General features: G+C 54.3%; 24 protein-coding genes. 20 read left to right on the plus strand and 4 right to left on the minus strand.

Annotated features, from left to right (window positions below):
• Nucleotides 1–138: 138 nt before the first annotated feature.
• On the minus strand, nucleotides 139–378 hold the full coding sequence (locus GFC01_RS14205; RefSeq protein WP_152947833.1) for a hypothetical protein: 240 nt from the start codon (nucleotides 376–378) through the stop codon (nucleotides 139–141).
• 95 nt (nucleotides 379–473) lie between these two features.
• Here GFC01_RS14205 and GFC01_RS14210 point away from each other — a divergent pair, with 95 nt between their 5' ends.
• From GFC01_RS14210 to GFC01_RS14245, 8 genes are all read left to right on the plus strand, one after another.
• The gene (locus GFC01_RS14210; RefSeq protein ID WP_152947834.1) at nucleotides 474–3,275 is read left to right on the plus strand and encodes a helicase C-terminal domain-containing protein; all 2,802 of its coding nucleotides are present in this window, start codon (nucleotides 474–476) and stop codon (nucleotides 3,273–3,275) included.
• Nucleotides 3,276–3,690: 415 nt separating this feature from the next.
• Nucleotides 3,691–4,269, plus strand: coding sequence for a 4Fe-4S dicluster domain-containing protein (locus tag GFC01_RS14215; RefSeq protein WP_152947835.1), 579 nt, complete (start codon nucleotides 3,691–3,693; stop codon nucleotides 4,267–4,269).
• A gap of 6 nt (nucleotides 4,270–4,275) precedes the next feature.
• The gene (locus tag GFC01_RS14220; protein WP_341474005.1) at nucleotides 4,276–5,136 is read left to right on the plus strand and encodes a CoB--CoM heterodisulfide reductase iron-sulfur subunit B family protein; all 861 of its coding nucleotides are present in this window, start codon (nucleotides 4,276–4,278) and stop codon (nucleotides 5,134–5,136) included.
• Between the two features lie 38 nt (nucleotides 5,137–5,174).
• A complete protein-coding gene (locus GFC01_RS14225) occupies nucleotides 5,175–7,157 on the plus strand; it encodes a CoB--CoM heterodisulfide reductase iron-sulfur subunit A family protein (protein ID WP_152947836.1) in 1,983 nt (660 codons plus the stop codon).
• A complete protein-coding gene (locus tag GFC01_RS14230) occupies nucleotides 7,148–7,615 on the plus strand; it encodes a hydrogenase iron-sulfur subunit (protein WP_341474006.1) in 468 nt (155 codons plus the stop codon). The genes GFC01_RS14225 and GFC01_RS14230 overlap by 10 nt, the downstream gene beginning before the upstream one ends.
• 8 nt (nucleotides 7,616–7,623) lie before the next feature.
• Entirely contained in the window at nucleotides 7,624–8,586 is a 963-nt protein-coding gene (locus GFC01_RS14235) for a Coenzyme F420 hydrogenase/dehydrogenase, beta subunit C-terminal domain (RefSeq protein WP_152947837.1), read from the plus strand.
• Between the two features lie 12 nt (nucleotides 8,587–8,598).
• Nucleotides 8,599–9,639: a 4Fe-4S dicluster domain-containing protein gene (locus GFC01_RS14240; RefSeq protein ID WP_152947838.1), complete on the plus strand. Its 1,041-nt coding sequence runs from the start codon at nucleotides 8,599–8,601 to the stop codon at nucleotides 9,637–9,639.
• Nucleotides 9,632–10,483 (plus strand): FAD/NAD(P)-binding protein, encoded by an 852-nt coding sequence (locus tag GFC01_RS14245; protein WP_152947839.1) that lies wholly within the window; start codon nucleotides 9,632–9,634, stop codon nucleotides 10,481–10,483. Before GFC01_RS14240 ends, GFC01_RS14245 begins: the two co-directional genes overlap by 8 nt.
• A gap of 191 nt (nucleotides 10,484–10,674) precedes the next feature.
• Here the strand turns inward: GFC01_RS14245 and GFC01_RS14250 are convergent, their stop codons facing one another.
• Entirely contained in the window at nucleotides 10,675–11,070 is a 396-nt protein-coding gene (locus GFC01_RS14250; protein ID WP_152947840.1) for a TIGR04086 family membrane protein, read from the minus strand.
• 81 nt (nucleotides 11,071–11,151) lie between these two features.
• On the opposite strand from GFC01_RS14250, the gene GFC01_RS14255 reads away from it, so the two are divergent.
• Nucleotides 11,152–11,781, plus strand: coding sequence for a TatD family nuclease-associated radical SAM protein (locus GFC01_RS14255; RefSeq protein WP_152947841.1), 630 nt, complete (start codon nucleotides 11,152–11,154; stop codon nucleotides 11,779–11,781).
• Nucleotides 11,782–11,852: 71 nt separating this feature from the next.
• On the opposite strand, the gene GFC01_RS14260 is transcribed toward GFC01_RS14255, so the two are convergent.
• Complete coding sequence (locus GFC01_RS14260) at nucleotides 11,853–12,050, minus strand: hypothetical protein (protein WP_152947842.1); 198 nt, start codon at nucleotides 12,048–12,050, stop codon at nucleotides 11,853–11,855.
• A gap of 231 nt (nucleotides 12,051–12,281) precedes the next feature.
• Here GFC01_RS14260 and GFC01_RS14265 point away from each other — a divergent pair, with 231 nt between their 5' ends.
• The 9 genes from GFC01_RS14265 to surE all read left to right on the plus strand — a co-directional run bounded on the left by GFC01_RS14265 (nucleotide 12,282) and on the right by surE (nucleotide 18,204).
• Nucleotides 12,282–12,485: a heavy-metal-associated domain-containing protein gene (locus tag GFC01_RS14265; protein ID WP_152947843.1), complete on the plus strand. Its 204-nt coding sequence runs from the start codon at nucleotides 12,282–12,284 to the stop codon at nucleotides 12,483–12,485.
• Nucleotides 12,486–12,974: 489 nt separating this feature from the next.
• Entirely contained in the window at nucleotides 12,975–14,102 is a 1,128-nt protein-coding gene (locus tag GFC01_RS14270) for a tetratricopeptide repeat protein (protein ID WP_152947844.1), read from the plus strand.
• A gap of 172 nt (nucleotides 14,103–14,274) precedes the next feature.
• Nucleotides 14,275–14,649: a 6-carboxytetrahydropterin synthase QueD gene (gene queD / locus GFC01_RS14275; RefSeq protein ID WP_152947845.1), complete on the plus strand. Its 375-nt coding sequence runs from the start codon at nucleotides 14,275–14,277 to the stop codon at nucleotides 14,647–14,649.
• A gap of 6 nt (nucleotides 14,650–14,655) precedes the next feature.
• The gene (gene queC, locus GFC01_RS14280; protein WP_341474007.1) at nucleotides 14,656–15,327 is read left to right on the plus strand and encodes a 7-cyano-7-deazaguanine synthase QueC; all 672 of its coding nucleotides are present in this window, start codon (nucleotides 14,656–14,658) and stop codon (nucleotides 15,325–15,327) included.
• On the plus strand, nucleotides 15,327–15,887 hold the full coding sequence (locus GFC01_RS14285) for a DUF366 family protein (RefSeq protein WP_152947846.1): 561 nt from the start codon (nucleotides 15,327–15,329) through the stop codon (nucleotides 15,885–15,887). Before queC ends, GFC01_RS14285 begins: the two co-directional genes overlap by 1 nt.
• Nucleotides 15,888–16,628 (plus strand): 7-carboxy-7-deazaguanine synthase QueE, encoded by a 741-nt coding sequence (locus GFC01_RS14290; RefSeq protein ID WP_341474008.1) that lies wholly within the window; start codon nucleotides 15,888–15,890, stop codon nucleotides 16,626–16,628. It abuts the gene before it with no gap.
• A gap of 17 nt (nucleotides 16,629–16,645) precedes the next feature.
• Complete coding sequence (gene folE / locus GFC01_RS14295; RefSeq protein WP_152947847.1) at nucleotides 16,646–17,206, plus strand: GTP cyclohydrolase I FolE; 561 nt, start codon at nucleotides 16,646–16,648, stop codon at nucleotides 17,204–17,206.
• A 19-nt stretch (nucleotides 17,207–17,225) separates the two neighbouring features.
• A complete protein-coding gene (locus GFC01_RS14300) occupies nucleotides 17,226–17,414 on the plus strand; it encodes a YpmA family protein (protein ID WP_152947848.1) in 189 nt (62 codons plus the stop codon).
• 13 nt (nucleotides 17,415–17,427) lie between these two features.
• Nucleotides 17,428–18,204, plus strand: coding sequence for a 5'/3'-nucleotidase SurE (surE, locus tag GFC01_RS14305; protein ID WP_152947849.1), 777 nt, complete (start codon nucleotides 17,428–17,430; stop codon nucleotides 18,202–18,204).
• 18 nt (nucleotides 18,205–18,222) lie between these two features.
• Here the strand turns inward: surE and spoVB are convergent, their stop codons facing one another.
• Entirely contained in the window at nucleotides 18,223–19,779 is a 1,557-nt protein-coding gene (gene spoVB, locus GFC01_RS14310; protein WP_152947850.1) for a stage V sporulation protein B, read from the minus strand.
• Between the two features lie 296 nt (nucleotides 19,780–20,075).
• Here spoVB and fusA point away from each other — a divergent pair, with 296 nt between their 5' ends.
• Together fusA and GFC01_RS14320 are read left to right on the plus strand one after the other, a co-directional pair.
• Entirely contained in the window at nucleotides 20,076–22,097 is a 2,022-nt protein-coding gene (fusA, locus tag GFC01_RS14315; protein WP_152947851.1) for an elongation factor G, read from the plus strand.
• A gap of 1,026 nt (nucleotides 22,098–23,123) precedes the next feature.
• The gene (locus GFC01_RS14320; protein ID WP_194174966.1) at nucleotides 23,124–23,333 is read left to right on the plus strand and encodes a helix-turn-helix domain-containing protein; all 210 of its coding nucleotides are present in this window, start codon (nucleotides 23,124–23,126) and stop codon (nucleotides 23,331–23,333) included.
• Nucleotide 23,334: the final 1 nt, after the last annotated feature.

Consider the following 23,334-nt stretch of genomic DNA (forward strand, 5'->3'; position numbering starts at 1 on the left):
GAGGAGGAGGAGGAGAAAAAACCACATCTTTCTCCCGCCCCTTTCCCCTGGCCCTTCCCTTTCAGCCCACCGTCACCGGAAGAACGGAAGAAATAATGACCGGAAACAAAGGAGGCCGCCCCGGGCGGCCCGTTTTTTTTAAGAGTTCCCTTTCTGGTTAAGCAACTGCATCAGGCTGGCCAGCAGCTCGTTTACCGCCTGGCCATCCTTTTCGTTCAAAGACTGGCGCATAAAATCCATTGCCCCGTTCAACATCCCCAAAAGGGCGGCCGGATCAATGCTGGCCCGCAGTTGTTCTATGGCGGCCGGATCAATATTCTGCAGCATACTGCGCCAGGGTTCCGGTAACATGTTTGGATCCAGAGATGATTTTTCCATCTACCTACCCCTCCTTGAATCTGATACTATAAAGTTATGAATGAGACTGTTGTTTTGCCCCGCCCCACAACAAATAAAAAACGGGAGTGAAGTTTGTGCCCCAATCATGTATCGTCTGCGATCTGGAAACCACCGGTCTAAACCCCTACCGGGACGAAATAATTGAAATCGCCCTGTTACAGCTGGAAGAAGGGCGGGTTACCAGGGAAATGCACACCCTGGTCCGTCCACGGCGGAAAATTCCAGTGACCATAAGGCGACTCACCGGTCTTGATGATGCGGCCCTTGGTGCCGCTCCCTACCTGGAGGAGATCCTGCCAGAAGCAATCCGGTTCATTGGCCCCCATCCACTGATGGGACACAACATCTCCTTTGACGCCGGCTTTTTGCAGGCCGCCCATGGCCGCACCCTGGACAACCCCCTCTTTGATACCAGGGAACTGGCCCGCATCCTGTTACCCGGAGCCAGGAGTTACCGGCTGAGTGATCTATGCCGCCTCCTGGAAATCGAAATGGAAGGCAGTCACCGGGCCCTATGGGATGCCCGGGCCGCCGCCGCTCTTTACAGCCGGCTTATGGCCAGGGCGGCGCAAATGGAAGGGAAGTTGCTTTTACATCTGGCCGGTTTTCTAACCCGGGCCGGTTCCCCCTGGGCAGAAGAAATGGGCCAACTGGCCTGGCAGTCCCGCCATTCCCGTATCAACGACAGGGCCCCTTTCCGGCCGTCCCGGGTGGAGGAAGAAGCTGAACCGCCCCGGGATCCCAATATCCCCGCGGACCCGGAACAGTTGTGTGCCCTGCTGGAACCCGGCGGACCCCTGGCCACCCATCTGGAAAAGTATGAATACCGGCCCCAGCAAAAAAAGATGGTGGCAGCCATTGCCGGGGCACTGGCGGAAGAAAAATACCTGCTTCTGGAGGCGGGAACGGGTACGGGCAAGTCTCTAGCTTACCTTATCCCCGCGTTGCAACGGTCACTGAAGACCGGACAGCGGGCCGTTGTATCCACCCATACCATTAACCTGCAGGAACAACTCTGGCAAAAGGACATCCCCATGGTTAAAAAAGCCCTGGGCTGGCCCTTCCGGGCGGCCCTGGTGAAGGGAAGGCAGAATTATTTATGCCTCAGGCGATGGCTGCATAGCTTGACCGTACAGGACTGGACGGCCCGGGAAGCGGCCTTTTACGGGCGCATCCTGGTCTGGGCCCGGGAAACCGCCACGGGAGATAAAAATGAATTAAACCTGACCAGGGATGAACAGGAACTATGGCTTTCCCTTTGCGCCGACGGTGAAGCGTGCCAGGGTACCGGCTGTCGCTGGTTTTCCCGGGAATGCTACGTCACCCGGTCGCGGCGACTGGCCGAAGCCGCCAACCTGGTGGTGGTTAACCACTCCCTGCTTTTATCCGATATTCGGGCCGAAAACCGGGTCCTCCCGGCCTATGGCTGCCTGATCATTGACGAAGCCCATCACCTGGAGGATGCAGCCACCGAACAACTGGGATTATCCGTCTCCCGGTCCGGGCTCTCCCGCTGGCTGAATGCCTTAAACCGCCTGCTGGGGCGTCTTTCCGATGTGCCTTCCGGCGAAAACAGTCCTGCATGGCCGGCCCTGCTACAACAGGTACAGGAGGGACGGCAAAGGGCCGGAAAAGGGGTGGAACTTTTTTTTAATACGCTGCAGCAACTGGTTATTTCCCATTGCGAAAAGAAAGGGGAAGGCAATGCCCCCCGTTATCAACTGCGACTCCGGCCGGGTTCGAAAAGTGACCTCACAAATGATCTGCAGGGGGAATACAGTAATTTAAGATTGTACATCCAGGAGTTGTTATCCGGCCTGGAGAAGATTAACAGCCTGCTGGATGACTGGTCGGAAGAGGAAATCTGGGCCGGCCACGCCCGGGATCTTTCCCAGGTCCTGTCCACGGGGCGCAAAGTGGCGGGAGAATTGGATTGCATTATGAAGGGGGAGCTGGACAACCACGTTTACTGGGTGGAAGTGGAGCGGGGGAAAGAAAACGCCGCCGTAATTTTGAGAGCGGCACCGGTTCAGGTCAATACGGTGCTTTATGAACACCTGTATAAAGACAAAAAAGCGATCATCTTTACGTCAGCCACCCTTTCAGTGGAAGAATCCTTTGATCATTTCATGGAAAGGGCCGGCCTGAACCTGTTGCCTGCCGGCCAGGTGATGACCATGCAGGTTGATTCTCCCTTTTCCTATGAGTCCCAGTCGCTGCTTTGCGTGGTCCGCAACCTGCCCTTGCCCGGGGAAGGCTCCGGTGCCATCTATTCCGAGGCCCTGGCCATCAGCCTGCTGGATCTGGCCGAAATAACCGGCGGCAGAATGCTGGTTTTGTTTACCTCCCATCAGATGTTGCAGGAAACCTACAACCGTTTAAAACCGGTTTGTGAAGAAAGGGACATCCTGCTCCTGGGACACAACCTGGATGGCAGCCGATGGAATCTGGTGGAAGAGTTCCGCACCACCACCAGGGCCATATTATTCGGCGCCTCCAGTTTCTGGGAGGGAGTGGATATCCCGGGACCGGCCTTAAGTTGTGTGGTGATGGTCAAACTGCCCTTCTGGTCACCGGGCGTTCCGGTGATCGAAGCCCGCCTGGAAGAACTGGCCCGTCAGGGCAAGGATGGCTTTCGCCACTTCAGCCTGCCCCAGGCCATTATCCGTTTTAAACAGGGCTTCGGCCGCCTCATCCGCACGGAACAGGACCGGGGAGTGGTGGTGGTCCTGGACGGCCGCCTGCTGACCAAAAAATACGGCCGCCAGTTTCTCAATTCCCTGCCCTTAAAAAGTCACATCCGCGGCGACATGCACCTGATTACCCGCCAGATAGCCCGGTGGTTCAATAAGGAATCCCGTCATGTTTCGAAATAACATGATATAAAGACTCTTCAGCAGTAAAATATTTTGGGAAAACGTCACATTTGGGCCGCCACTTCATATTATATTAAGGAGCAATAAAATAAAGGGGTGACCGACTTTGCGCGTTTACTTCGTGCGCCTGCCGTCGTTCTTGAGAAATCTGTTACTGAAAGTATGGAAATAAGGAACGGGGACCGGCCCTGAGGCCTGTCCCTGTCCTTTGTTAACATAAAGTTCCCTTTCCGGGAACTTTTGCTTTTTTAAAATAAATATTTTTTATCCGGAAAAAAGGATTTCCCATTTTAGCGTCGAACAAGTCTACCTTAAAAAGTGTTAAAACTTTTTAAAGCATAAATTATGTTAGCGAAAAAGAAATCCATCATATTCGAAACAGGCTTAAAACCCCCGAACGGAAGAGGTGGCTCGCATGGAAGCAATCAGGCTCAGTGAAAATGAGGAACAGAGAAGTGCATTCACCCGACAGGTGCGTGCGGAAAGCGGCCAGCCGGTTGAGAATTGTTACCAGTGCGGCAAGTGCTCGGCCGGTTGTCCGGTGGCTTTTGCCTATGATTTTATGCCCCACCAGATTATGCGCCTGGTGCAACTGGGTCTGAGGGACGAGGTGCTCAAATGTCAGAGCATCTGGCTCTGCGCCTCCTGTGTTACCTGTACCGCCCGTTGCCCGCGCAACATTGACGTGGCCGCCGTAATGGACACGTTGCGGATCATGGCCCGGCGCAAGGGTATAAGCGCCCCCGGCCGCGGGCGGAACGTGGCCCTTTTTAATAACAACTTCCTGGGCTCCATTAGAAGATACGGCCGGCTTTTTGAGTTTGCCACCATGGCCCTTTTTAACCTGAAAAGTGGACAGCCTTTTAAGGATTTAGAAACAGGCTTAACCATGTTTAGAAAAGGGAAATTAAAATTGACTGTCCACAGGCCCCGGGGTATGGAGGAAATCCACCGTATTTTCGATAATGTGAACCGGACGGAAAGAGAGGGTTGATAAATAATGCTGAAGTTTGCCTATTATCCCGGATGCAGCCTTGATTCCAGCGCCAGGGAATTTGATCTGTCCACCCGGGCGGTCAGCAGGCACCTGGGTATTGAGTATGTTGAGGTCCCCGACTGGAGCTGTTGTGGGGCCAGCCCGGGGCATAGCACCAGCCAGCTGCTGGCCCTGTCCCTGGCCGCCCGGAACCTGGCCCTGGCTGAAAGCACCGGTCTGAATGTGACCGCCCCCTGTGCGGCCTGCTATCACCGCCTGGCCCTGGCCTGCCACGAACTGACTGGAAATCAGGAACTACGGGAGGAAGTAAACCAGATTACCGGAAGGCCATTTAATGCCACCATTAAGGTGAGATCTATTCTGGAGGTTATTACCTCCGTGGGCCTGGAACAGATCGCCACCCGGGTGGTCCGCCCCTTAACGGAACTGAAAATTGCCGCCTACTACGGCTGTCTTTTAGTCCGGCCCCGTTCCGTCCAGGTGGATGATCCGGAAAATCCTCAAATAATTGAAAAAATCATGGCCGCCATCGGCGCCCAAACCGTGCACTGGTCCCATAAAACCGAATGCTGCGGCGCCTCTTTGGCCGTAAGCAATGAAGAAGTGGCCATCCCCATGGTTTTTCGCATTTTAAAGGCAGCGTCCCTGGCCGGCGCCAATTGCCTGGTTTGCGCCTGCCCCCTGTGCCACTTCAACCTGGACATGCGTCAGGGGAAGGTAAACCAAACCCTGGGTACTGATTTTCATTTGCCCGTCTTTTACTTCACCCAGCTTCTGGGAGTGGCCATGGGGTTGGATTCCCGGGATTTGAGCCTCAACACCCATTTTATGGATACAGCACAGGTATTGAAACTGGTTGGCTAGCTGGAATACATCAGAATTAGGGATAAGGAGCGATCGGCATGCAACGTATTGGCGTTTTTGTCTGCTGGTGCGGTTCGAACATCGGCGCAGTGGTGGACGTGCCCCGGGTGGTGAAAGAAGTCTCCACTTTCCCCCGGGTGGTCTATGCCACCGATTATAAATATATGTGTTCCGAACCGGGTCAGGAAACCATCATTCAAGCCGTAAAAGAACACCGGCTGGACCGGGTGGTGGTGGCCTCCTGCTCGCCCCGCCTGCACGAAGCCACCTTCCGCAAAACCCTGGCCCGGGCCGGTTTAAACCCTTACCTGCTGGAAATGGCCAACATCCGGGAGCAGTGCGCCTGGGTGCACAAAGGGGAACCGGAGAAAGCCACCGCCAAGGCCATAGATTTAATCCGCCGGGCTGTAGCCAAGGTGAGCAAGCTGGAACCCCTATTTGAATCCACCATTCCGGTGACCAAGCGGGCGCTGGTCATTGGCGGGGGGATTGCCGGCCTGCAGACGGCCCTGGATATTGCCGATGCCGGTTACCAGGTGGTGCTGGTGGAAAGGGAACCCACCATCGGCGGCAAGATGGCCATGCTGGACAAAACTTTCCCCACCCTGGACTGCTCGGCCTGAATCAGCACGCCCAAGATGGTTGCTGCGGCGCAGCACCCCAACATTAAGCTCTTTACCTATGCCGAAGTGGAAAAGGTGGAGGGATATATCGGCAACTTTGATATTACCATCCGGCAGAAGGCCCGCTCGGTGGACCACAGCAAGTGCACCGGCTGCGGCACCTGCTGGGAGAAATGCCCCACTAAAGTAACCAGTGAGTACAACCTGGGTCTGGGCAAAAGAAAGGCCATTTACGTCAGCTTTCCCCAGGCCGTACCCAACAAGCCGGTGATCGACCGGGAACACTGCCGCCAGTTTACCAAAGGCAAGTGCGGTGTATGCCAGAAGGTATGCCCGGCCGGTGCCATCGATTACGCACAACAGGACGAAATAATCACGGAAAAGGTGGGCGCCATTATTCTCGCCACCGGTTTCGACCTCTTCGACTGGACACAGGCCTACGGGGAATACGGCTATGGCCTGTATCCCGATGTGATTACCGGCCTGCAGTTTGAAAGGTTAAACAACGCCTCCGGCCCTACGGGGGGCAAGATTTTAAGGCCCTCAGACGGTAAGGAACCCCAAAACGTAGTTTTCATCAAATGTGTAGGTTCCCGGGATGCGGCCAAGGGCAAGGAATACTGTTCCCGGGCCTGCTGCATGTATACGGCCAAACATGCCCACCAGGTACTGGAAAAGATTCCGGGATCAAAAGCCTATGTCTTTTACATGGACGTGCGCACCCCCGGCAAGGCCTATGAAGAATTCTACCTGCGCACGGTACATGAAGGAGCCCAGTATATCCGGGGCCGGGTTTCCAAAATCTACCCGGAAGGTGACCGGCTGGTGGTCCAGGGCGTGGATACCCTCCTGGGCCGCCCGGTGGAAGTGGTGGCCGACCTGGTGGTCCTGGCCACGGCCATGATCCCCAGCCACGGTTCGGCCGAACTGGCCCGTATTGTGGGCTTCTCTGCCGATGAGAACGGGTTCTTCATGGAGGCCCACCCAAAACTGCGTCCGGTGGAAACCAACACCGCCGGTGTATTCCTGGCCGGCACCTGCCAGGGACCCAAGGACATTCCCGACACGGTGGCCCAGGCCAGCGCCGCCGCCGCCAAGGTATGCGCCCTGTTCTCCAAAAGTGAAATGGCCGTGGATCCCCTGATTGCCCGGGTGGATGAAGGCATTTGTTCCGGCTGCCTGGAGTGTAAAAACGTCTGTCCCTACCGGGCCATTGAGCCTAAAACCATCAGCGAGCGGGTGGCCGGAAAGACTCTGGAGAGGACCGTGGCTGCTGTAAATACCGGCTTGTGCCAGGGATGCGGCGCCTGCACGGCGGCCTGCCGGGCCGGAGCCATTAATGTAAAAGGCTTTACCAACGATCAGGTGTTGGCGGAGGTGGATGCCCTGTGTCTGTAAATGAACAGAAAGAATGGGAGCCTAAAATAATTGGTTTTTGCTGCAACTGGTGCAGTTACGCCGGTGCCGACCTGGCCGGTGTAAGCCGCCTGGACTATCCATCAACCATACGGGTAATCCGGGTACCCTGCTCCGGGCGGGTAAAGCCGGAGTTTATCCTGCGGGCCTTTCAAAGGGGAGCCGACGGTGTCCTGGTCAGCGGGTGACACCCCGGCGACTGCCACTATGTTAGTGGCAATTACCATACCCGCAGGCGCTACCTGGTGTTCAAACGCCTGCTGGAGTTTGTGGGGTTTGAGCCGGGACGTTTTCAGGCCCGCTGGATCAGCGGTTCCGAAGGCGCCAAATTTGCCGCAACGGTAAAGGACATTACAGAGAAAATCAAGGCCCTGGGACCCAATACCAAAATGAAAGAAGAACCATTGACAGTTGAGTGGCCCGGGGTGAATGGGGAATGAGGGATGAAATGAAAGCCATACAGGAAAGGCTCCGGACAACGGCACAACAATTGCTGGAAAGCGGCCAGGTAAACCTGGTCATCGGCTACGGGCCGGGCAGTGAAGCCGGCCGGGTAATACCCCTTTTTATCAGCAAACCGGAAGAAGCCAGCCGGCTGGTGTGGAACCCCCTGTGCGTAAACAACCTGGCCAAATATCTAACCGATTACCGTAACCACCCGGGCAAGGTGGCGGTAGTGGTCAAGGGCTGTGACTCCCGGGCCGTGGTACGCCTGCTCCAGGACCAGCAAATCCAGCGGGAACAGGTGGTGGTACTGGGCATACCCTGTTCCGGGCTGGTTAACCCCGCCGCGGCAGCCACTCAACTGGATCCCGCCGCCCGCATTGTATCTGCCGGGGAGGACGGGCAGGCCTTCCATCTGGAAACGGACCGGGGAACCGTAAATCTAAACCGGGAAGAAAGCCTGCTGGCCAAATGCCGGGAATGTGAAAATCACACCCCGGTGCTGGCCGACATCATGCTGGGGGAAGGAATAGCGGATGAGGCGCCGGCGGACCCTTTCAAGGCAGTGAAGGCCCTGGAGGAACTGCCCGTAGCCGGGAAAAGCGCTTTCTGGGACAGGCAGTTCAGCCGCTGTCTGCGCTGTTACGCCTGCCGGAACGTCTGCCCGGCCTGCACCTGCCGGGAGTGTATTTTCGACCAGGCCGAGCCCTGCTGGGTGGCCAAAGCCAACAACCTTTCGGAAAATACGGCTTTCCACCTGATCCGCGCCTTCCACGTGGCGGGCCGTTGCGTGGACTGCGGCGAGTGTGACCGGGTTTGTCCGGTGGATATACCTTTAAGACTGCTAAACCGGAAAATCTTAAAGGACATCAAGGACCTGTTCCACGTCCCCACCCCGGGTACCATTCTGGAAGAACTACCGGTCCTGGGCGCCTTCAGCCCTGCCGATCCCGACGAGTTCATGTAAGGGGGGCGTCTGATGAAGGAATACACCATTACACGGGAAAAACTGTTCACATGGCTGGACAGCCTGGCCAGGGACTATACACTTGTTGCACCGGTGGCCGAGGAAGAAACAGTTACCCTGTTTAAACCAGTGCCCGGTGCGGCATCCGTAGCCCTGGACTACGCCAACAGCACGGTATCGCCCAAAGGGTGGATTTTTCCCCAGACTGAAAAGATGTTTTTCTTTAATACCGCCGGAGGGGAAATCCAGCTCAAGGAGCCGGCAACCACGGGTCCGGCAGTTCTTTTCGGCGTCCGCCCCTGTGATGTGAAGGGAATTCTGGCCCTGGATCCGGTTTTTAACGGCCCTTACCAGGACTGCTATTACCAGAGCCGGCGGGAAAATACCATCCTGGTGGCTTTGAGCTGTACCACGGCCGGACCCCATTGCTTCTGCACCGCCATGGGGGGCGGACCGGCGGACGGACAGGGGGCCGATATTCTGCTGACGGCCATGGACAGCGGCTACGGTGTAGAAGTGCTGACTGCCCGGGGCGAAGAGCTGTTGGTCCGTTACGCCGACCTGTTCACTCCGGCCGGGGAAAACCAGGTGACCACAGCCCGGGAAGAGCTGGGGCGCCGGGTAGCCGGACAATTCAGCCGCCGGGTGGATACCACCGGGATAAAGGAATTCCTGAACGGGCATTTTGAGCTGCCCTACTGGGAGGAGCTGGCCCGCCGCTGTCTGGGCTGCGGCATCTGTACCTATGTTTGCCCCACCTGCCACTGCTTTGACATTTTTGACCAGGCCAGAGGCGACAATACGGGAGCCCGCTCCCGCTGCTGGGATTCCTGCATGTTCAGCCACTTTACCCGCATGGCCGGCGGTCACAACCCCCGGCCCACCCGCAAGGAACGGGTGCGGAACCGTTTCCTGCACAAGTTGAAATACCACCGGGACCGTTATAACCTGGATGGCTGTGTGGGCTGCGGCCGGTGTGTGACCAAATGTCCGGTGAATATTGACATCCGGCAAGTGATTGCGGATCTGCAGGAGGTGGCCAGACATGAGTAACTGCAGCTGTCAAAACCCCTTAAGGCCCTATCCGGCCACCATCACCAAAATTATCGATGAAACCCCGGATGTGAAATCCTTTCAAATGGTTTTCGATGATCCGGCGGTAATGGAAAATTTCAAACAAAAGCCCGGCCAGGTGGCCCAGATTTCCATCTTCGGCGTGGGGGAGGCCACCATTTCCATTACCTCTTCGCCCACCCGGCGGGGGTTGCTGGAGTTCAGCGTGAAAAAGGTGGGCCTTTTAACCGGCGCCCTGCACCAGCTGGATGTGGGTTGCAAGGTGGGCATCCGCGGCCCCTACGGCAATCACTTCCCCTACGAAGTGATGAAGGGGAAGGACCTGCTCTTCATCGGCGGTGGCATCGGCCTGGCTCCCTTAAGGGCACTCATTGATTTTGTGCTGGCCGAAGAAAACAGGGGAGATTACGGACGGGTGGAAATCATCTACGGCGCCCGCTCCATGGACGATCTTTGTTTTAAATACGACATCCTGGAGCGCTGGCCCCAGGCTCCCGGTACTACCGTTTACACCACCATTGACCGGGCCGAACTGGGCTGGGACGGCCATGTGGGCTTTGTGCCGGCCTACCTGGAGGAAATCAACCCAACTCCGGAAAATAAATACGCCATTACCTGCGGGCCGCCCATTATGATTAAATTCGTGCTGCAAGCCCTGGAAAAAATGGGTTATACCGACGACCAGGTGATCACCACCCTGGAAATGAAGATGAAATGCGGCATCGGCAAGTGCGGCCGGTGCAATATCGGCAGTAAATATGTCTGCCTGGACGGACCGGTTTTTTACTTGAGCCAGCTGAAAAATCTGCCCCCGGAATTTTAGGGATGAAAAAGACACCGCCCGTCAGGGACCGGTGTCTTTTTTTCACCTGCAGTTCCGTGATTACCGCGCCCATTCCACGACATGGGATGGTCATTATAGTCGAAATGCGTTATAATACCTGTGGTGTCCCAACCGTTTCCCGGTTCCGGCCTGCCGCAGGGGAACAAATAGTACGCGGCAAGCGGCGGTCCTTAACCGTTGGACCCCACCCCCAGAACACCACCCAGGGCGCCGGCCACCAGCGTAAGGACCAGTTTCTGGGCCATGGATACCGGCACCACCGGTGCGGGTATTACAGTGGCCGTAAACAACCAGGAGAGCAGGAAAAGGAGCACCGCCACCCCCAGACCGTGCAGCAACCCCATGCTCCCGGCCCGGCAGGCGGCCGTCCAGGCGCCGGTGAGCACGCTGATAAACAGCAGGCCTGCCGCCAGCCAGGGCATGGTTGATTCGGATAGGCCGGTAAAATAATAACCGGCGCCAATGATTACACTGCCCAGAAGGGAAATCACCAGTCCAGTAAAGGTACCCCATACCACTGCCCACAGGCTAAAGGAGCCGCCTGTTTTCTGATTGAGCACCGCCATATGGCTCACCTCCGGTTTTAATAAAAATTTATGTGGATAACCATGGGTAATATGACTGAAAATGGCCAGGTGAAGAAGAAAATGGCAGAGCAGATAGTCGCTTATCAACTGGGGTATAACCTGTACCTGAACATAACCAACCGCTGTACCAACAACTGTCTTTTTTGTATTCGTAATACCGCTGATGGAGTGGGATATGATCTCTGGCTGGCTCACGAACCTTCCCTGGATGAAGTAATCAACGCCGTTAAAGACCCCACCCGTTACCGGGAAGTGGTTTTTTGTGGTTACGGGGAACCGCTGATGCGGGTGGATCTGGTGAAGGAGGCGGCGAGTGAAATCAAAAAAAGGGGGGGCATTATCCGCATCAATACCAACGGCCAGGCCAATCTGATCCATGGGCGGAATGTTATACCAGAATTAAAAGGTACGGTGGACACCATAAATATCAGTCTGAACGCCCAGTCGGCGGAGCAGTATATCCGGATCTGCCGGCCGTCAAGGGGTGCGGCGGCCTACAGGGCCGTGCTGGATTTTGCCCGTCTGGCTGTGGAAGAAGAAATTCCACGAGTGATACTTTCCGTGGTGCAATGGCCAGGGGTAAACGTGGAACAATGCCGGCAAATTGCTACCGGTCTGGGGGCGGAGTTTCGCCTGCGGCAGTTCAGCGGAAGATTAAAATCAAGGACGGATACGATATCGGCGAGGTAAGCCTCCATGGATAATAATCATCTGTGGGTAGCGCGAAGGCGAATTCCCTTAAGGGAACTCGCCTTCATCACTTACCGGGAATCTTTTCTGTCCGGGTTTTCCGTCTTTTTTTCCATCCTTGTGCCCGGGGGAGTGGTATCGTCCGTAAAATCATGTTCCCATTGACCGTCCAGATTGACCATGGTGGCCGAGCCCGTGGCTTCAAAGACAAAGGCATCGCCCCGGTCAAAGTTTTCTTTTCTTTTCCTGTCTCCCATTTGGTTTTTCACCCCTTTCCCTTCTTTTCATGTCGGGGACGCCGGATCCTGATATAAAAGTAACCAGCGCCGGGCCGGGGTATACTAAAGGAAATCCCCGGCGAAAGGAGAATAATACCTTAAAATCGCCGTTATTTCTGTAGCACCCTGGCGGGAGTGCCGGTAACGGGGACCATCCCGGGCTTCCGGCCGGTGCCACCAGAGGCGGAATAAAGGTGAAAAATGACAGGAGGTAAGGATACCATGCCGGAAACCATTCTCCGTGTGGAAGGGATGTCCTGCAACCACTGCCGGATGGCAGTGGAAAAGGCTCTGAAGGAAATACCGGAAGTTCAAGAAGTGGATGTAAATTTGGATAAAAAAAGTGCGCGGGTAACTCATGGACCCGGAGTTACCCGGGAAGAACTGGCCCGGGCGGTGGAAAAGGCGGGATATACCGTGGTTTGACAACACCTGCCTGGCAGAATCGTCCCCATCGTGCCAGGGCAATAAAAGGTACCAAAGCTAATACTACAGCGCAACTTAAAGATGTGACTTATAAGACACCCAGATTTGTCAACCACCAATCTCATCAAAAAAAGAAGCTGATGCCCCTGAGATACGGATAATTGCTAAAGATCAGAGGATGAATTTACGCTGTAGTACCAAGATCATCTTATTTTCGACATTATCCATTTACCCTTAAAATTTTTGCAGCACACAATCAGGGCAGAGAAACCGCTCCGGCGGTTTCTTTATTATTTTCTATAAACAATTTTACCTGGCCGTATCATTGCACCGCCGGGGTTATTTTTACGAAACCTGTAGTTTAAACCCCGGACCGGTGTCGTAACAAAGCACTATTTGATGGAATAAAATCCCTGCCAGGAGCAGGAAATGGGCCGGACAATGCAGAAAAGTCAGCACAGGCAGATCGTGGAAAAGGAGTGAACCGGCATGTGGAACCCGTTGCCCATGGTAAGCAAGATGACCATCGCGGCCGGCCTGTGGCAGGCAGGGGCACGCATTTTAGAAGCCCTGGGAGCCGAAGAACAGGCTCTACGCTGGATCGACCGGGCGGTGCGGCTGGAGCCCAGGCGACCGGCACTCCACCTGGCGGCCACCAGACTCTGCCTGAAAAGGGGCCGGCTGGATCGGGCGGTTTTACACTGGAAAAAAGCAGCCGGAGAACAGGGGAAAACCAGCCTCCTGTACTGGTTAAACCGCACCAATCGCCAGGCCTTTCACGCCTCCAGGTTGATTCAGAAAAATGGAATCTATGGCGTGGAAATAACCTCTCCACCTGTTGAGCATAACGCCGGCTCGAAAAGGGGCCTGAAAGGGAAATTAGGCGATCTGGTCCAACCCTGTAACGGCAGCCCGCCCCTTGACGAAATCGGGGTGCAGCTATTGGAAATGGGCCGTCCGGAACAGGCACTGGCCCTGTTCAAGCAGGTCCAGATCTGCCGGGGCTCCACCCCGGAGCTCTTTTTCAATATGGGACTGGCGGCAAGCAAGATGGGCCGTCACAAAGAAGCGCTGGAGTATTATGAAAGGGCCCAGGCGGGTGGATTAAATACAGTCGAGGTGATGAATAATAAAGGATTCAGCCTTTACCACCTGGAGCGTTTTGAAGAGGCCATCACCTGTTACGAACTGGCCCGGGAAATGTGCCCGGGGGACGTTTCCATATTGACCAATCTCGGTTCCTGTTACCAGCAGATCCGGATGTATACCAGGGCCATTTCCTGTTATGAAAATGCCCTGCGTTGCAGTACCACTGATGCCACCACATATAACAACTACGCCCTCTGCCTGGATGAACTGGGCCGACATGAAGAAGCCCTGCAATTATATGAACAGGCACTGACCCTGGAAACCGGGAACCGCACCTGCCTGCTCAATAAGGCTGCCTGCCTGCAAAAATTGAAAAGGCACCAGGAAGCTGCCCTCCTTTGCCAGGAATTGCTGTCCAGACAACCGGATTGTGTGGAAGCCTGGGGCCTTTTGGGCAACCTGTTCAATGAAATGGGCCGTATCACCGAAGCAGTGAAATGCTACCGCCGGGGACTCGGTTTAATATAGCAACCGGTAAAAAATAATCTAAAACCGAAAGAAACGGAGGGTAAGGGGAAAAAGGAGGCCCCCTTTTTTGTTTTTATTTCGTCAAAAAAGAAGGACGTTGGGGAGAGGCGGCGAATAAGTTAAAATTCAGGTGGCTGAGGTATACTACTATTTACCGGAGGATTCTGAGGGAATGTATCGCTTAACCGTAATTAAACGTTTTGCCGCAGCCCACCGCCTGATCAATTACCGGGGACAATGTTCCCGTTTGCACGGCCACACCTGGACGGTAGAGGTTTCCGTCCAGGGGGAGCAACTGGACGCCAACGGTATGCTGGTGGATTTCCGTGACCTCAAAGAGATGGTTGCCCGGCTGATTGGGGAACTGGATCACAGCTATTTAAACGAGCTGCCCCCTTTCAATACACCCGATCACAATCCCACTGCCGAAAATCTGGCCAGTTACCTTTTCCGCCAGCTTAAGGCCCGTCTACACCCGGCGCTGACCTTGAACGAGGTACGGGTATGGGAATCCCCGGATGCCTGTGCCAGTTACCGGGAGGAGTAGAACACAGTGAAAAGCATTGTACTGCTTTCCGGCGGCCTGGACTCCACCGTGTCAATGGCCCAGGCACTGCAAGAAGGAAAGGTGGAGCTTTGCCTGACCATGCATTACGGCCAGCGGGCGGCCCAAAGGGAAATTGCCGCCGCCGCAACCCTGGCCGCCCATTATCACTTGAAGCACCGGGTAATCAAATTGCCCTTCCTGGCCGGGATCACCGACACCGCCCTGGTTAATACCGGTCGGGTCGTACCGGAACCCCGTCCGGAGGACCTGGACGATTTAGAAAAAGCGGCCGGCACCGCTGCCAGAGTATGGGTGCCCAACCGCAACGGGCTGTTTATCAATATTGCGGCCTGTTTTGCCGAAGCTCTGGGCTGTGATCTGGTGGTTACCGGTTTCAACCGGGAAGAAGCGGCCACTTTTCCTGACAACAGTCTAAGGTTTATCCAGGCCATCAATCAATCCCTGGCCTTTTCCACCGCCAGCGGCGTACGGGTGGTCAGTTATACCGCCAGACTGAACAAAACGGAAATTGTAGCTCTGGGTCGGCGCCTGGGCGTTCCCTGGCATTTAATCTGGAGTTGTTATTATGGTGGTGAGACCATGTGTGGCCGATGCGAAAGCTGCCGGCGCCTGGCCAGGGCCATGGCCGCCGCCGACCGGGAAGGAGTAGGGTTTTAATGCATGTTCATTTTGTCCCGGATACCATTATTTACGACGGCACACAATTATCATCCCTGTGGGCTTACCGGACCTTCGGCCTTTTAGGAGATAGCATTGTCAGTTTCCGGGGGCCCTGCCGGCTGGATTTCAACCACATGGTGGATGTGGAGGATGTGCTGGCCCGGTCGCCCATTTACGGCGAAGATATGCTCCACTTCATTGTCGAACATTTTGATGGGGATCTGGAGAAAACGGTGACCAGACAAAGGCTCCTGGTGGTTATTATAAAGGAAATACTGGAGGAGAAGGGCATTACCCTCAAGCGCTCGGGGGACGATTTATATCATCATCAACGAAAGCTGTCCATTTCCATTGCCACCGCCACTCCCATATCCACCATGATCCATACGGCATTGAATGTCACCGCCAAAGATACCCCTATCCCGGCAACGGGACTGGTTGAACTGGGATATGCCGCCGAAAGGGTTCCCGCCCTGGCCCGGGAGATTGGCCAGGCCTATGCCGCGGAAACGGCTTCCATCCACCGGGCCCGCTGCAAAGTACGGGGGGTGGGTTAGGTGGGTGACCGGCAGGCACCCCTGGTGGAAATATTTTCTTCCATCCAGGGTGAGGGACCCCTGGTGGGCTGCCGTCAGATTTTCCTGCGTTTCGCCGGTTGCAACCTGCACTGCCATTACTGTGATACACCCCGGGAAATACCGGATTGCTGCCGTTGGGAAAAAAAGCCCGGCAGCCGTGATTTTCAATACCTGCCCAATCCATTGACCCCCCGGGAGGTGGCCCGGCGGGTACAGGAACTGAACCCGGCCCTGCACCACTCCATCAGTTTGACGGGCGGGGAACCATTACTCCATACGGACTTTCTCCTGGCCCTGATCCCCCTGATCGGTGGTTCCCGGCAGGGAATCTACCTGGAAACCAACGGCACCCTGCCGGAGATGCTGTCCCGGGTGTTAACACTGGTGGACACCATTGCCATGGACATCAAACTGCCAGCGGTGACCCGCATGGCCCCCTGCTGGCCGGAGCATCGCGAATTCATCCGCCTGGCCAGGAAAAAAAATATCTTTGTCAAAATGGTGGTAAACGAACATGTGCCACCCGGAGAACTGGACGAGGCCATAAGTATCATCCGGAATACTGCCGATATTCCCCTGGTAATCCAACCGGTAACCCTGCCGGAAGGGCAACCAGGCATCACTCCGGAAAAATTACTGGCCCTCCAGGAACGGGCTTTGCAGAGATTAAAAGACGTCAGAATCATTCCCCAGACGCATAAATTTCTGGGTCAGCTGTAATATGTGGAGGGAGAGGCATGATTGATACTGAAAAGATTGAAAAGGCAGTGAGGATGATCCTGGAGGCCATCGGGGAAGATCCGGACAGGGAAGGATTACGGGAAACACCGGTCCGGGTGGCCAGAATGTATAAAGAAATATTCTGCGGCCTGTGGGAAGATCCGGAGATACACCTGGAAAAAATATTTAGCGAAGATCATGAAGAAATGATTCTGGTAAAGGATATCCCCATCTACTCCATGTGCGAACACCACCTTTTACCGTTCTTTGGCAAGGCCCACGTGGCCTATATTCCCCGGCGGGGGAGGGTCACCGGCCTGTCCAAGCTGGCCCGGGTGGTGGAAGGATATGCCAAACGTCCCCAGTTGCAGGAGCGTTTAACCACTCAGATTGCCGATAGTATCATGCGCCGCCTGAATCCCCAGGGTGTCCTGGTGGTCATAGAGGCCGAACATATGTGCATGACCCTGCGGGGCATCCGCAAACCGGGTTCTAAAACAGTAACATCGGCAGTCAGGGGCTCCTTCCAGAGAAGTGAAGTGACCAGAGCGGAGGCGCTATCCCTGATCAACGGCTAAGGTTAACGGAGGTTTGACCATGAAACAAAGCGACGGGAAACAGGAAGGAAAACTGGAGTTAATTGCCACGAAAAGTTTTACACCCTATCAGGATATGTATAAAGTAGTTGACTTTTTAAACAAAAGCCTCAAGCACAAAAGGCTTATGTTCGGGTTAACTAAAGATGCGGAAAAGGGTACTATGAACATTTCCATTTATGAGATTTAAGCGGAGGTTTTCCATGACCATATTGATCAGCAACGATGATGGTATCCATGCTCCGGGCCTGAAAGCACTGGTCCAATGCCTGCAGGATCTGGACGAAGTATACGTGGTGGCGCCGGACCGGGAACGGAGCGCCACCGGCCACGGTATTACCGTTCACCGGCCCCTGCGCCTGGAACCGGTAAGTCTGCCGGACCTGAAGGCAAAGGCATGGGCTGTGGACGGCACACCCGCCGACTGCGTCAAACTGGCAGTGGAAGATCTACTCCCCGGACCACCCACACTGGTGGTGGCGGGAATCAATCAGGGGGCCAACCTGGGGACCGACGTTCTTTACTCCGGAACAGTTTCCGCAGCCATAGAAGGGGTAATCAACGGCTGTCCCGCCCTGGCGGTATCCCTGACCAGTTACGGCCACCACGACTTTTCCACCGCGGCGGCAGTGGCCCGGCAAATGGTAACCCGGATACTGGAACAGGGGCTTCCCCGGGGTGTTTTGCTAAATATCAACGTCCCGGCCGCCAAACCCCGGGGTACAAGGATCACCCGCCTGGGTCACCGGCGATACGTCAACATCTTTCACAAACGTACCGACCCACGGGGGCGGATTTATTACTGGATGGCAGGGGAGCCCCTGGATGTGGAAGAAAATAACGACGATACCGATGTGCAGGCCATTAAAAACAATTTCATTTCCATTACACCCATCCAGCTGGATTTAACCGACTATCATTCCCTGAATTCACTGGGGCATCTTTTGCAACTTACAGCCGTCGAAAACAAAAGCAGGTGAAAAAACGCATTGCCCCACTTACCGTCGCCAGCCCAGGAAAGATGACAGGCGGTGCAGGTCGTAGCTGTGCATGCCCCCTGAAAGCAACAAAATAATCAGGTAGGCGGCACCGCCCAGGAAAAGTACCCCCATCAACCCGGCCAGGGTTACACCGGCAAAAGGAAATATATGGCTGCGGGCATACCACATCACCACCATCATACCCAGGGTGGCCAGCAGGGGCTTGCCCAAACAATAGGCCAGGTCAATGCGCAAGGCAGTCAATTCCTTCAGATCCCGGTAATTCAGCAGGGCCATGATTATATATCCGGCACAGAGGGAAAGGGCCGTCCCCCGAATGGTCAAACCGGGAACGGGTGTTAAAAAGTAAATGCCGGTCACCTTGAACAAAGAAGCAAAAACCAGGTTTTTTAAGGGGCGGCCGGCATGGCCCAACCCCTGGAGAATGCCGGTGGTGGTCTGCTGCAGGTAAAGAAAGGGCCCCCCTATGGCCAGCATGCCCAGGGCTGCTCCGGCATCGGCGTAACCAAACAATACGGAACATAGCTCCTGAGGCAAAAGAAAAAACACTCCGGCGGCCGGTAACCCGGCCAGCATGGTCAGGCGAATGGCCTCCTCGGTACGTCCCCGTACCAGGGGCAGGTCCCCCTGGGCCAGGGCATCGCTGACAGCCGGTATCAGCGCTGTGGCCAGGGAAATGGTGACAATACCGGGGGTAAATAACAGGGTTTCCGCTATGCCCACAAACTGGCCGTATACCCCTGTGGCTTCGGTGATACTCAAGCCCGCCTCCTGCAGGCGCCGGGGAATAAGCATGGCATCCAGGGATAAAAGGGCCGTGGAAACAAAACGGGTCAAAGTAACGGGTACGGCCAGCTCAAATATTCGCCCGGCCACTTTCAGCCCCGGCTCGGGCAGGTACAGAACAAACCCGGAGGGTTGAGGCCGCCGGCGGAAATAGATGGAAAGCATGAACAGAAAACCGGTCAACTCGCCCAGCACAACCCCCAGGGAAATGCCCATGGCCGCATATTCAACACCCCTGGGTAACATGAGGTATGCAATCACCAGACCGGCCACCACCCGCACCATCTGTTCCGTTACCTGGGTGACCGCCGTGGGCGTCATCTGCTGCAGCCCCTGAAAAAAACCCCGGAAAGCGGAACACAGGGAAACAATCACCACTCCCGGCACAAGACTGATAAAACAGTAATAGACCTGGGGATTGGGAAAAACGTATCTCTGCAAAAAGGGAGAACCGGCAATCAACAGAATGGTAAAAAAAAGACTGCTGACAATAATACAAACAAAGGCAATAGAAAATATCCGGTAGGCACCGCGCAGGCTGCCCCGGCCCACCTCTTCGGCCACCAGCTTGGAAATGGCCACCGGAATCCCGGCGGCAGCCAGGACCAGCACCAGGACATAAATAGGGTAAACCATATTAAAAAGGCCCACTCCCTCCGGACGAATCAACCGGATCATGGCAATTTGATAAACAAAACCGATCAGGCGGTTTAGAAGGCTGGCCATCAGGAGGATGAAGGCCCCGTAGACAAAGGATTGCCGGGTCATATTCCGCCACCTCTTGCTATATCTATGTTTGTACCGGTGGACCTATGTGGCCAACCTTGTCAGGGCCCGGGCAATGTACTGTCGAAAAAATATTGCTACTGACAAGGATTTTGCCTTTCCGACGTAGAATATAGGTTATACAAGCCGCAGGAAAGGGGATTTCGGGCCTGCTGGCATGGGCAGCTCAAAAAGGGGCTGTTTTTGTATTCATCCGGAAACACCCATTCCTGGCATCAATAGAGTATAGAATATAAAACTGAAGGAAACCATTATTTACAAAAGGAGGTAACTGGGATTTGAAGAATTATCCAAGCTCCCATCTTCGTAACATTGGGGTGGTTGCCCACGGTGGAGCGGGCAAAACTTCCCTGGTTGAAGCCATGCTTTATAATACCGGGGTTATCAACCGTCTGGGCCGGGTGGAGGATGGAACCACCACCGCCGATTATCATCCCGAGGAAATCAACCGCCAGGTGACCATTCATACCAGTCTGGTTCCCTGCGAATGGCAGGATTGCAAGCTCAACGTGCTGGACACCCCGGGATATTCCGACTTTATCGGTGAAGTGTACGGGGCCCTGCGGGTGGTGGAAACGGCTCTTTTCGTGGTTTCCGCCGTGGACGGGGTGGAAGTGCAAACGGAAATCATCTGGGACCGGGCTGAACAGGCCAACCTGTCCCGCATTGTCTTTATAAACAAGATGGACCGGGAGAATGCCAATTTTTACAAAGTTATGGACGATTTAAAAGAAAAGTTCGACGCCAATTTTGCACCAGTGCAGCTACCCCTGGGACAGGCCAATGATTTTACCGGAATAGTGGATCTGATTGAAAAAAAAGCCTATACCTTTGAAAACGGCAAGGCCAGAGAAGTGCCCGTTCCGGAAAATATGGCGCCCGACATATCATCCTTCAGGGAAAAATTAATCGAAGCATCCGTAGAAGCCGATGACGAGTTAATGATGAAATATCTGGAGGGGGAAGAATTAAACACCGAGGAAATAAAATCCGGCCTGCACAAGGGCGTCCTGTCCGGCAAGGTGGTGCCGGTCCTGTGCGGTTCAGCCACCAGAAATATGGCGGTAACCAGCTTAATGGACTTCCTGGTTAAAAACAGCCCCGCTCCGCCGGTGGAAGAAGGAGCACCATTCTCCGGTCTGGTCTTTAAAACTCTGGCCGACCCATACGTTGGTAAGATGAATTTTATCCGGGTATTTACGGGCACGTTAAAAAGTGACGCCGTTGTTTTAAACAGTACCAAGGAGAAACAGGAAAAAGTCGGTCAGATCCTGTATGTGCGGGGTAAAACTTCCACTCCCACCACCGAAGTGCCCACCGGGGACATCGCTGTGCTGGTCAAGTTACAGGACACGGGCACGGGTGATACCCTGTGTGACAAGGACCATCCGGTAAAGCTCCCGCCCATTGATTTTCCCGTTCCAACCCTGACTGTGGCCATTCAACCCAGGAGCAAAGGCGACGAAGATAAGATGGGCGATGCCATATCCAAATTACTGGAAGAAGATCCCACCGTACGGGTGGAGAAGAATACGGAAACAAAGCAAACACTACTTACCGGTATGGGAGAACTGCACCTGGACATTCTCCTGGAAAGGCTGAAACGAAAGTACGGTGTGGAAGTAACCATGGATTCACCAAAGGTTCCCTACCGGGAAACCATTCGCGCCGAAGTGAAGGTGGAGGGCAAACACAAGAAACAAACCGGCGGCCGCGGCCAGTACGGCCATGTTTGGTTGCGACTGGAACCCCTGCACGACACACCCTATGAATTCACTGAAGAAATTTTCGGCGGGTCAGTGCCCAAACAGTACATCCCGGCCGTAGAAAAGGGTGTAAAGGAAGCCATGCAGGAGGGAGTGCTGGCCGGTTACCCGGTGACCGGTGTCAAAACGGTCCTTTACGACGGTTCCTTCCACCCGGTGGATTCCTCGGAACTGGCCTTCAAAATCGCCGCATCCATGGCCTTTAAGAAGGGGCAGCAGCAGGCCAAGCCGGTACTGCTGGAACCCATTATGGATGTGGAAGTAACCGTGCCCGAAAGTTATATGGGCGACATCATCAGTGATTTCAACACCAAGCGGGGACGCATCCTGGGCATGGAAGCGGCCGGGAAGAACTCCCGGGTAAAGGCTCAGGTACCCCTGGCCGAAATGTACCGTTACGCCATCGACCTGAAGTCAATGACCCAGGGCCGGGGCTCCTTCCGGATGGAGTTCATCGGCTATGAAGAAGTGCCAGCCCGCCTGGCGGAGGAAATCATCAAAAAGGCAAAAGCGGAAGCCGAAGCGGAAAAATAAGCCTTTCACCGAAAAAGCAGGGGATTTATTTACCCTGCTTTTTTATTTATAACCAGGTTCCAATCATTTGCTCCCAATTGCTCCCAAAGTGCCCTTTTTTGCAGAACCCCATGATAAGAGCGCCGACAGGGAGGCGGCGGACAAACTGGATAGCCTGCTCAATGTGAAAATAAAGGCGAAGGGGAAATAGGCGGCCACCGGGCCGCTTCTTTTTTGGTTCCGTTAGGTATCGCTGGGTAGTGTTTGAAAGTGAGTGTCACCAAATTGTCCCCAATCCGGGGAAAAGGCTTACTTTGCACCAAAATGAACAACCCCGCAATTCCTTGCGGGGCTTGACTTTTCCCTGGCAGGGGAGACAGGACTCGAACCCGCAGCCTACGGTTTTGGAGATGCCTAATTCTGTCCATCCTTTACAAAATCAAAAAATCCATTCTAACTGAAAGCCTTGATATGCCTGGGTTTTTGTCTGTCAAGGCATATTCTTTTACAGGGTATTCCAAGGCAATCCAGGCAGTCTTTTTCTCAACTTTTTCTCAAGTTTTCTCAAGCCGGTTTCATAAATACCGAGCTGGTTAAGCAGTCAGGTTGCATGCAACGGAAAACATACATGCCCCTTAGACGAGCTACAAGGGCCTAATTTTAAGAGATACCCTCAATCAGGTAATTACCCTATTACCCAGGTGTTTTTCTCTCAATTTTCGGCCATTTATGGCGCATTCCAATGAACGAGCAGCCACAGGGGGGAGGCACGATGCAATAAAAGATAGACTAACAACGAATATTTTCAACTAACACACAAAATAACATATAAAATAATACTAAACTAATTTAGATGGAATAGATAACACTAAAGTTAACACTGACACCAACATATAGGATAACGTTGCCGCCAAAATAGTAGCTGAACCGCGTTAGCGGGAGGTATAGAGGTTTAACTACCAACGAAAGACCTAAACACCCGTTTGCATATCATTGGACTATGTGATAAAATTGGAGCGAAACTATAAAGAAAGGGGTTTTTACACTATGTGTATAGGTACGGCAAAGAGTAGATTACCTTTAGACGAAGCGCCAGACTTCTTTAACCCGGTCATTTTAGGTCGTATCCTAGGAATTAACGTAAACAAAGCATATAAGTTGGCCAAAAGTCCAGGGTTTCCAGCGAAGCGCATCGGGAAGAAGAAGATCATCATCAGCAAGACCGGTCTGATGAAATGGATGGAAAGCGGCCAGTAAA

This window comes from Desulfofundulus thermobenzoicus (assembly GCF_009428905.1).
Classification (GTDB): Bacteria; Bacillota; Desulfotomaculia; order Desulfotomaculales; family Desulfovirgulaceae; genus Desulfofundulus_A; species Desulfofundulus_A thermobenzoicus.

What these genes read in the sequence shown, in the direction of transcription:
- GFC01_RS14285 (WP_152947846.1), top strand. Translation starts at nt 15,327, where the DNA reads ATGCATGTTCATTTTGTCCCGGATACCATTATTTACGACGGCACACAA.
- surE (WP_152947849.1), top strand. Translation starts at nt 17,428, where the DNA reads ATGACCATATTGATCAGCAACGATGATGGTATCCATGCTCCGGGCCTG.
- GFC01_RS14250 (WP_152947840.1), bottom strand. Translation starts at nt 11,070, where the DNA reads ATGGCGGTGCTCAATCAGAAAACAGGCGGCTCCTTTAGCCTGTGGGCA.
- GFC01_RS14320 (WP_194174966.1), top strand. Translation starts at nt 23,124, where the DNA reads ATGTGTATAGGTACGGCAAAGAGTAGATTACCTTTAGACGAAGCGCCA.
- spoVB (WP_152947850.1), bottom strand. Translation starts at nt 19,779, where the DNA reads ATGACCCGGCAATCCTTTGTCTACGGGGCCTTCATCCTCCTGATGGCC.
- GFC01_RS14205 (WP_152947833.1), bottom strand. Translation starts at nt 378, where the DNA reads ATGGAAAAATCATCTCTGGATCCAAACATGTTACCGGAACCCTGGCGC.
- GFC01_RS14240 (WP_152947838.1), top strand. Translation starts at nt 8,599, where the DNA reads ATGAAGGAATACACCATTACACGGGAAAAACTGTTCACATGGCTGGAC.
- GFC01_RS14215 (WP_152947835.1), top strand. Translation starts at nt 3,691, where the DNA reads ATGGAAGCAATCAGGCTCAGTGAAAATGAGGAACAGAGAAGTGCATTC.
- GFC01_RS14220 (WP_341474005.1), top strand. Translation starts at nt 4,276, where the DNA reads ATGCTGAAGTTTGCCTATTATCCCGGATGCAGCCTTGATTCCAGCGCC.
- queD (WP_152947845.1), top strand. Translation starts at nt 14,275, where the DNA reads ATGTATCGCTTAACCGTAATTAAACGTTTTGCCGCAGCCCACCGCCTG.
- GFC01_RS14245 (WP_152947839.1), top strand. Translation starts at nt 9,632, where the DNA reads ATGAGTAACTGCAGCTGTCAAAACCCCTTAAGGCCCTATCCGGCCACC.
- GFC01_RS14255 (WP_152947841.1), top strand. Translation starts at nt 11,152, where the DNA reads ATGGCAGAGCAGATAGTCGCTTATCAACTGGGGTATAACCTGTACCTG.
- GFC01_RS14270 (WP_152947844.1), top strand. Translation starts at nt 12,975, where the DNA reads ATGTGGAACCCGTTGCCCATGGTAAGCAAGATGACCATCGCGGCCGGC.
- folE (WP_152947847.1), top strand. Translation starts at nt 16,646, where the DNA reads ATGATTGATACTGAAAAGATTGAAAAGGCAGTGAGGATGATCCTGGAG.
- GFC01_RS14300 (WP_152947848.1), top strand. Translation starts at nt 17,226, where the DNA reads ATGAAACAAAGCGACGGGAAACAGGAAGGAAAACTGGAGTTAATTGCC.
- GFC01_RS14265 (WP_152947843.1), top strand. Translation starts at nt 12,282, where the DNA reads ATGCCGGAAACCATTCTCCGTGTGGAAGGGATGTCCTGCAACCACTGC.
- GFC01_RS14235 (WP_152947837.1), top strand. Translation starts at nt 7,624, where the DNA reads ATGAAAGCCATACAGGAAAGGCTCCGGACAACGGCACAACAATTGCTG.